This is a genomic window from Streptomyces sp. NPDC054770 (genome assembly GCF_053611985.1).
This window is the reverse complement of sequence record NZ_JBSHBL010000157.1, coordinates 1-7,718: the sequence shown is the minus strand read 5'-3', so window position 1 is coordinate 7,718 and position 7,718 is coordinate 1. Positions and strand designations below refer to the sequence as shown.

Sequence of the window (7,718 nt, the reverse complement as noted above, 5' to 3'; positions counted from 1 at the left end):
CGGCGGAGGTCCCCGACGCCACGGCCGCCCCGATCGCCGTCAACTCCCGCTCCAGTTCGGCCGGTTCCGGGAAGTTCTCGTCCCGCTCCAGCAGCACGCCCGGCGGCGCGACCCGGGACGCGAGGCCGGTCAGGATGTCCAGGACCGCCGGGGGCACCGGGTGGGCGTGGCTGTCGTGCCAGACGCCGTCCCGCTCGAAGCCGCCCGCGACATGGACGTAGGCGATGGCCTCGACGGGAAGGTCGGCGAGCGCCTCGGCCGGGTCCTCACCCCGGTTGACGTGGTTCGTGTGCAGGTTCGCCACGTCGATCAGCAGCCGTACCCCGGTGCGGTCCACGAGGTCGTACAGGAACTGCCCCTCGGTCATCTCCTCGCCCGGCCACGAGATGAGCGCGGCGATGTTCTCGACGGCGAGCGGCACCGGCAGCGCGGCCTGGGCGATGCGGACGTTCTCGCAGAGCACGTCGAGGGCGTCCCGGGTGCGGGGGACCGGGAGCAGATGGCCCGCTTCCAGGACGGGCGACGCCGTGCGCGGGCCGCCCGCCCGGACGAACGCGATGTGCTCGGTGACCAGCGGCGAGCCCAGCGCCGCCACCCGCTCGGCGAGTGCGGCGAGCCGGTCCTCGTCCGGACGGTCCGCGCCGCCGAGGCCCAGCGAGACGCCGTGCGGCACGACCGTCACCCCGCGCTCGCGCAGCCGCCGCAGCGAGTCGGGGAGGTGGCCCGGGCAGGTGTTCTCGGCCACGACCTCGACCCAGTCGATGCCCGGCATGCGCTCCACGGCGTCCGCGATCTCCGGCCGCCAGCCGATCCCCGTCCCCAGCCGCTCCAGGCCCATGGCCGTCCCCCTCCTGCTTCGAATGACGGGGGTATGGCCCCGGAGCGCGCCCGCGAACCGCGTTGCCTGCCGCTTCAGAGCAACATTTGAGGTTCGGGGTCGCGCTCCGGGGAGCTCTTCGGCTACTGCCCGAGGACGCCGAGCGAGTCCGTCGGGTCCGGGCGCCCGGTGTTCACCGTGCCCGGCGCGCCGGGGGAGGGCTTGGACGTGGTGCGCACGTTGCCGCCGGCCTGCGCGGCCGGCGCGGAGGGCACCACCACCCCCGGCGCCGGCACCGCCGGACCGGTCGGGCTGGCCGTGGCCGCGGCCGCCACCTCGTTGGCGATGGCCTCGAAGTCGACCTTGCCGGTCTTCTCCAGGATCGTGATGTGGTCGAGCACGGTCTGGTTGGTGTCGGAGGCGAGCTGCCGCACCAGGCTGTTGCGCGTGGAGTTCCGTACCGCCCCGACCGCCGGGAAGATCTTGCCGTGCGCGGCCCGCAGCAGGTTCACGAACTTGTACTCGTACTCCGCGCCGGTCGCCGCCGACATCTCGTCGAGCCAGCCCTGCTGCTGCTCGTTCGGCACGTTGGGCAGCTCGACGCCGAGCTGCGCCGCGACGATCCGGACCCGTCTGTCGAGGTCCGTGTGGCCGACGATGAGATGGTCGCCGGCCTCCTTGATCGCCGCGCTCGGCGCCCGCTGGACCGCCTGCTGCCCGGCCGGCAGCTCCCAGAGCCCGGCCAGGCGGACCCGCACGATCAGATCACGGTCGGCGGCGGACAGCGGGCCCCACTGGGTGGCCACGGTCCCCGCCGCCAGGTTCGCCTGCCCGGTGCCGGAGCGGTCGGCGTACGACCACACGGGATAGGCGAGCGCGCCGAGCGTGGTGGCCAGGGCCGCCATGATCAGGGCCGTTCCGTTGAAACGCCGCAAGGGATGCCTCCCCGTGTCGCTGGTTCAGTGCCAGGACGTACGGGTGTGACGGCGACGGTGTTCAAACAAACGGCAAAGTTTCCAAGGGGAGGTAAAAAATCCCGGGCCGTGGCGAATGATTTGACAGTCGAGTATCTCTATGTTCAAGCTTTATCTATCTCGAAAATCGAGATACATGAACATCGAGGAAAGTGATCGTCATGCACGTCCTGGTCATAGGCGGCGGCACCGGTGGGATGTGCCTGGCGCACGGCCTGAAGAAGGCCGGCGTCTCCGTCGCGGTGTACGAGCGCTACGGCTCCCGCAGCGACGGCCTGTACGGCTACCGGGTCGGCATCGACCCCACCGGCAGCCGCGCCCTGCACGAGTGCCTGCCGCCCGGGCTCTTCACCACGTTCGTCGACACCTGCGCCCGCGACCCCCGGTACTTCAACGTGCTGACCCAGTCGAAGCGCACCACCGCCAGCATCGAGCTGCCCGAGGCGGCCGACGCGGTGCACAGCGAACGCTCCGTGTCCCGCTCGACCCTGCGCCAGGTGCTGTTCACCGGCATGGATGACGTCGTGCACTACGGCAAGGAGTTCACCCGCTACGAGCGGCACCCGGACGGCAGAATCACCGCCCACTTCGCCGACGGCACCACCGCGACCGGAGACGTCCTGGTCGCCGCCGACGGGACCCGCTCCGCCGTACGCCGGCAGTACCTGCCGCACGCGGAGATCAAGGACACCGGGGTCACGGCCGTCGCCACCAGGACCGCGCTCACGCCCGAGACCCGCGCCCTGCTGTCGGACGAGGTGTTCAACGGACTCTCCCTGATCTTCGGCACCAAGGGCCTGGTCGGCATGCTCCACGTCATGGAGTTCAAGTGGGGCGCCGAGGGCCGGCCCAAGAACCCCGCCGACAAGACACTGCTGGACAGCTGGTCGGGCCTGCGGTTCGACAGCACCCACGACTACATCAACCTGTCCCTCTGGAGCTCCCACGACCACTTCCCCGAGGACACCGCCCGGCAGCGCGGCAAGCAGCTCGTCGACACGGTCCTGCGGGTGACCCGCAACTGGCACCCGGACCTGCGCCGGATCTTCGAACTGTCCGACCCGGCGGCCGCGTTCCCGCTGAAGATCGCCACCTCGGTCCCCGTCGACCCATGGCCGACGACCAACGTCACCCTGCTCGGCGACGCCATCCACACCATGACCCCGGGCCAGGGCGTCGGCGCCAACACCGCACTGCGCGACGCCTCGCTGCTCTGCCGGGAGCTGACCGCCGCCGCCCGCGGCGACAAACCGCTGCTCACCGCGATCGGCGACTACGAGGCGGAGATGATCCCCTACGGCTTCACCCGCGTCGCCGAGTCCCTCGACAACAACGGCACCAGCGGCGACGACCCCCTCTACCGGCCCGTCACCGGACGCCTCGCCCTCTTCGCCACCCGCGGCTTCTTCAGCGCGACCGGCAAGGTCCCCGCCCTGCGCCGTAAGTTCCTGGCCGACATGTACGCCTACCGCGGCACCGACTGACCGCGCGCTAGCCCCGGAGCGCGGGATGGTCCGCGACCACCGTGCAGCTGCCCGGCGCGATCTCGGTGAACCCGGCATCCCGCACCAACGGCAGTCCGCCGGCTGTCAGTTCACGCCACTCGGCCGGATCGGCGGCCCGCACGGCGAGCGGGAACCCGGCGTCGCGCCAGGCATCCCGCTCCTCCTCGGACAGTGCCCACCAGGCCAGTTGGGCCCCGTGCCCGGCCTGCGCCATCGCCTTGCCGGCCGACATCTCCAGCTCCGGGTTCAGCCACAGCACGGGCCCGGACCGGTCGGCACCGACCGGCGGCTCCGGATCGTCCAACTCGGTCCCGGACACCTGCAACTTGGCCAGCTCCTTGGGCCACCCGTCCAGGGGAACGGGCGGAAACACCCGTACCTCGGCGGACTTCCCCGTGAGGGTGATCCCGGCCAGCTCCCCGGCCCGCCGCCACTCGGCCCCCCGCGCCCGCCGCACGACCTTCCGGATCCGCGCGTCCTCCCAGTCCCGAACAGCCTCCGCCCACTCCCCGTCACCGAGGGCCCGCGGGTCACTGAGCATGGTCAGGACAGCCCGAGCAGCCGTTTCGAGTGCGTCGGTGCGGGCCGGAGGAGCGGCCTTTTCGATTCGTACGACGAGCGGCAACACGAATTGAGGTGCCTCGTCGCGCTTGGTGGGCTCCGACTGGAAGGGACTGTCGCCGGGCTGCGTGGGAACTTCGCTCACACCAGCCAACCTATAAGGGGCGCGGGGCTGTGCCCAATGTGCGGCTCCGCCGCGTGGGCGCGAACGGCCCCCACCCACCCGCAGACCGCACACAACCGAAACCCACCACCCCGATCCCGCACGACAATGTCCCCATGCACCGTGATCTTGAACTGGCCCGCGTAGGCCGCCGTTACGGCATACGCGGCCCCTGGGTGTTACGAGGCATCGACCTCACCATCACCCCCGGCTCCCTCACCCGCGTGGAGGGAGCCAACGGCACCGGCAAGTCCACCCTGCTCCGCCTCGTCGCCGGCATAGACACCCCCACCGAGGGCCGTATCACCGGCCGCCCCCGCACCGCGTACGTACCCGAGCGCTTCCCCTCGGCCCTGCCCTTCACCCCCGCCGGCTACCTCACCCATCTCGGCACCGTCCACGGCCTCTCCCGCCGTTCGGCCGCCGCCCGCGCAGCGAACTGGCTGGAGCGGTTCGGCGCCGCGGCCTACGCGGCCACCCCCATGGCCCAGCTCTCCAAGGGCACCAGCCAGAAGGTCGCGGTCGCCCAGGCACTGCTCGCCGACCCCCAGCTCCTCGTCCTCGACGAGGCCTGGACCGGCCTGGACGCCGAGGCCCGCGCCGAGCTGGAGCGGGCTGTCGCCGAGCGCACCGCCGCCGGCGGCGCCGTCGTGTTCGTCGACCACGATCCCCGGCGCCTCGCGGGCGTGCCCGACGCGGTCCACCAGGTCGTCGACGGCACCCTCAGACCCCGTACCGACCAGGTGCCTTCACCCGTCGGCCCGCTCACCCTCGTCACCGCCCGTGGCCCGGCCGGCGGCCGCCTCCCCGCCGACGCGACCCGCACGGCGGCCTCGGCCGAGGAACCGGCCCCCGGCACCTACCGTCTTACGGTTCCCGCGTCCCACTCGGACGTGGTCCTGCGCGCCCTGCTCACGGCCCAGCCGCCCTGGCACGTGGTCTCCGTCAGCCCCCCGGACGTCCCGCCGGACGAGAAAGACCGCCCATGACCGCACTCCTCCGCTACCAGACCGCTCTCCTCCTGCGCTCCCAGCGCTGGCTGCCGCCGGTGATCCTGTACGCCGTGTTCCTGGGCGTGGGCGTGCAGAGCGGTCAGCCGGTGCTGGACTCGCTCGGCTACACGGCCGCCGCGCTGCTGCCGGTGGCCGCCTGGCTGGTACGGATCTGTGTCACGGGCGAACCGCCGGCCGCCCGCGCCTGCGTCATCGCGGCGCGCGGCCCGGCCAGGGCCCATCTGGCCGCCCTGCTCACCGCCCTCGCCGCCGCGGCCGTGCTCGGCACGGCGGCCACCCTGGTCGTGACGGTGATCAGCCAGCACGCCACCAACGACCACCGGCTCCCCGTACCACCCCTGCGGGCCGGAGCCGCCGGTCTCCTCGCGACCCTCGCCTGCGCGCTGCTCGGCACCGCCGTCGGCGCGCTCACCAACCGTCCGCTGCTGCGCTCGCCGGGCCGGGCCGTGCCCGCGATGCTGCTGGCCGCACTGCTCGCCATGGTGGTGGCGGGCTCCCCGGCACACGCGGCGGTCAGCGGCCTGGTCACCGGTTCGGAGTCCGGCCGGATCCCGGTCTCCCCGCTCCCCGCGGCCGCGGCGGCCCTGCTCGCCACCGCGGCCTTCGCCCTGGCCTGCGCCCTCAACGGCCGCCGTTCACCCTGAACAGGCGCTCCGCTGCGCTTCCTGCCACTCGCACCGGGGGCACATGGTGATCCCCTTGTACGACTCCGGGTACTCCGTGGGCTCCCGGCACAGCACGCACTCCGCGTACGGCGGACCGTCCGCCCGCGGCGGCTGCGCGGCCCCGGTGATCGTGCAGTAACCCTCGTCGCTCATGCCTCCAGCGTAGGGCGGTCACCGGTGCCCGGGCGTCTCCCCGATCAGCTCGGACACCTTCACGAACCGGAAGCCCCGCTTGCGCAGCTCCGGTACGACGGTGCGGACCACCTGCTCGGTGGTCGGGGCGGCGCTGCGGGTGCAGTGCATGACGACCACGGAACCGGGCTTCACCCCGTCCAGCACCTGCTTGGCCACCGCGTCGGCGTCCGTCGCGAACGCGTCCCCGCTCACCACGTCCCACTGCACCGCGGTGACCCCGAGCGTGCCGACCGCGCGCAGCGCCTGCCGGTCGTAACAGCCGCCGGGGAAGCGGAAGTACGGCATCGGGTGCGGTACCCCGGCGCGGAGCAGCGCGGCGTAGGCGCGCTCCACGTCCGACTTCATGTTCGCGGCGGAGACGGTCGGCAGGCCGTAGCAGTCACCGGTGAAGGCGTAGTGGCTGTAGGAGTGGTTGGCGACCTCGAACTGCGGGTCGCGGCCGAGGGAGCGGGCCTGCGCCGGGTACTCGTCGGCCCAGCGGCCGGTCATGAAGATCGTGGCCGGCACCTTCAGCCGGCGCAGGGTCGCGATCAGCGCCGGGTTGTCGAAGTGCTCGCCCGCGGCGGCGCGCGGCCCCTGGTCGGCGGTCATGTCGGCGTCGAAGGTGAAGGCGACGGTCTTGCCGAGGGTGCGCGGACCGTTCGTGAAGACGGGCGCCGCACCGTCGGGGCCGGAGGCGAGCGTGGGCGGCGGGGTGGCGGAGGAGGAGGCCCTGGAGGGCGCCGGGGGGCCGGCGTGGGGCGCCTCGGTGGTGCCACAGGCGGTGAGCGCGGCGCCCAGGGCGACGCAGACAGCGGTCGTACCGGTAAGACGGCGTGCTAGTCGGATCACCGTACGAATGTAGGTCGGAATGTCCGATTTTTCAGGGTGGCGCGGCGGACGGTACCGCGCCGGGTCACCCGGGCGGCGGCCCGGTCCGCAGGGTGCTCTCGGCGATGCCGGCCGGGGTGCCGCCGTTCGGCCCCGGCTGCTGCGGACCCGCCCGCTCCAGGAACCGCAGCAGCTCCACCGGGAACGGCAGGACCAGCGTGGAGTTCTTCTCGGCGGCCACCGCCACGATCGTCTGCAGCAGCCGCAGTTGCAGGGCCGACGGGGTGGCCGCCATCTGCTGGGCCGCCTCGGCCAGCTTCTTCGACGCCTGGAGCTCGGCGTCGGCGTTGATGATCCGGGCCCGGCGCTCTCGGTCGGCCTCGGCCTGGCGGGCCATCGAGCGCTTCATCGTGTCCGGCAGGGACACGTCCTTGATCTCGACCCGGTCCACCTGCACGCCCCAGCCCACGGCCGGGCTGTCGATCATCAGCTCCAGGCCCTGGTTGAGCTGCTCGCGGTTGGAGAGCAGGTCGTCCAGGTCGCTCTTGCCGATGATCGAGCGCAGCGAGGTCTGGGCCATCTGCGAGACGGCGAACTTGTAGTCCTCGACCTTGACCAGCGCGCTCACCGCGTCGACCACCCGGAAGTAGACGACCGCGTCCACGCGCACGGTGACGTTGTCCCGGGTGATGCCCTCCTGGGCGGGGACCGGCAGCGTGACGATCTGCAGGTTGACCTTGTGCAGCCGGTCCACGATCGGGATCACCAGGTTGAAGCCGGGCGTCCGTACCTCGTCGGCGACCCGGCCCAGCCGGAACAGCACACCCCGCTCGTACTGCTTCACGACCCGCGCGCCGGCGGCCAGATACAGCGCGCCGGCACTCAGCGCGGCCACCACCGCGACCAGCAGCTCCTGAACCATCACGACCTCCAGGTAAAGAGGCCCAAAATGTCTGCTGCTGTAACGATATGCCCGGCAGGAGGGTCGGGGCCACGGCCGCAGGGGAGCAGGTGG

Annotated in this window: 9 protein-coding genes; 3 read left to right on the top strand and 6 right to left on the bottom strand. The window is 72.3% G+C overall.

The annotated features are described in order from the left end of the window. On the bottom strand, nucleotides 1–832 hold an 832-nt coding region (locus ACWGKQ_RS51485), incomplete at its 3' end, for a DUF692 domain-containing protein (protein ID WP_453299059.1). A gap of 128 nt (nucleotides 833–960) precedes the next feature. After that, entirely contained in the window at nucleotides 961–1,752 is a 792-nt protein-coding gene (locus ACWGKQ_RS51480) for a DUF4142 domain-containing protein (protein ID WP_453299058.1), read from the bottom strand. A gap of 200 nt (nucleotides 1,753–1,952) precedes the next feature. Between ACWGKQ_RS51480 and ACWGKQ_RS51475 the strand changes: the two genes are divergently transcribed. Beyond that, a complete protein-coding gene (locus ACWGKQ_RS51475) occupies nucleotides 1,953–3,275 on the top strand; it encodes an FAD-dependent oxidoreductase (protein ID WP_453299057.1) in 1,323 nt (440 codons plus the stop codon). A 7-nt stretch (nucleotides 3,276–3,282) separates the two neighbouring features. Here ACWGKQ_RS51475 and ACWGKQ_RS51470 read toward each other — a convergent pair whose 3' ends face one another. Further along, the gene (locus tag ACWGKQ_RS51470) at nucleotides 3,283–4,002 is read right to left on the bottom strand and encodes an aminoacyl-tRNA hydrolase (RefSeq protein ID WP_453299056.1); all 720 of its coding nucleotides are present in this window, start codon (nucleotides 4,000–4,002) and stop codon (nucleotides 3,283–3,285) included. A gap of 134 nt (nucleotides 4,003–4,136) precedes the next feature. On the opposite strand from ACWGKQ_RS51470, the gene ACWGKQ_RS51465 reads away from it, so the two are divergent. Both ACWGKQ_RS51465 and ACWGKQ_RS51460 read left to right on the top strand, forming a co-directional pair. Then, a complete protein-coding gene (locus ACWGKQ_RS51465) occupies nucleotides 4,137–5,009 on the top strand; it encodes an ABC transporter ATP-binding protein (RefSeq protein ID WP_453299055.1) in 873 nt (290 codons plus the stop codon). After that, entirely contained in the window at nucleotides 5,006–5,677 is a 672-nt protein-coding gene (locus ACWGKQ_RS51460; RefSeq protein ID WP_453299054.1) for an ABC transporter, read from the top strand. Before ACWGKQ_RS51465 ends, ACWGKQ_RS51460 begins: the two co-directional genes overlap by 4 nt. On the opposite strand, the gene ACWGKQ_RS51455 is transcribed toward ACWGKQ_RS51460, so the two are convergent. The 3 genes from ACWGKQ_RS51455 to ACWGKQ_RS51445 form a co-directional block, all read right to left on the bottom strand. Beyond that, nucleotides 5,669–5,851, bottom strand: coding sequence for a hypothetical protein (locus tag ACWGKQ_RS51455; protein WP_453299053.1), 183 nt, complete (start codon nucleotides 5,849–5,851; stop codon nucleotides 5,669–5,671). The genes ACWGKQ_RS51460 and ACWGKQ_RS51455 overlap by 9 nt on opposite strands. 18 nt (nucleotides 5,852–5,869) lie before the next feature. Next, nucleotides 5,870–6,724, bottom strand: coding sequence for a polysaccharide deacetylase family protein (locus ACWGKQ_RS51450; protein ID WP_453299052.1), 855 nt, complete (start codon nucleotides 6,722–6,724; stop codon nucleotides 5,870–5,872). Nucleotides 6,725–6,788: 64 nt separating this feature from the next. Beyond that, on the bottom strand, nucleotides 6,789–7,625 hold the full coding sequence (locus ACWGKQ_RS51445) for a slipin family protein (protein WP_453299051.1): 837 nt from the start codon (nucleotides 7,623–7,625) through the stop codon (nucleotides 6,789–6,791). Between the last annotated feature and the right edge of the window lie 93 nt (nucleotides 7,626–7,718).

Bases quoted from the DNA above. Each gene is read 5' to 3' on its own strand.
- ACWGKQ_RS51460 (WP_453299054.1), top strand. From the start codon at position 5,006: ATGACCGCACTCCTCCGCTACCAGACCGCTCTCCTCCTGCGCTCCCAG.
- ACWGKQ_RS51455 (WP_453299053.1), bottom strand. From the start codon at position 5,851: ATGAGCGACGAGGGTTACTGCACGATCACCGGGGCCGCGCAGCCGCCG.
- ACWGKQ_RS51475 (WP_453299057.1), top strand. From the start codon at position 1,953: ATGCACGTCCTGGTCATAGGCGGCGGCACCGGTGGGATGTGCCTGGCG.
- ACWGKQ_RS51465 (WP_453299055.1), top strand. From the start codon at position 4,137: ATGCACCGTGATCTTGAACTGGCCCGCGTAGGCCGCCGTTACGGCATA.
- ACWGKQ_RS51445 (WP_453299051.1), bottom strand. From the start codon at position 7,625: ATGGTTCAGGAGCTGCTGGTCGCGGTGGTGGCCGCGCTGAGTGCCGGC.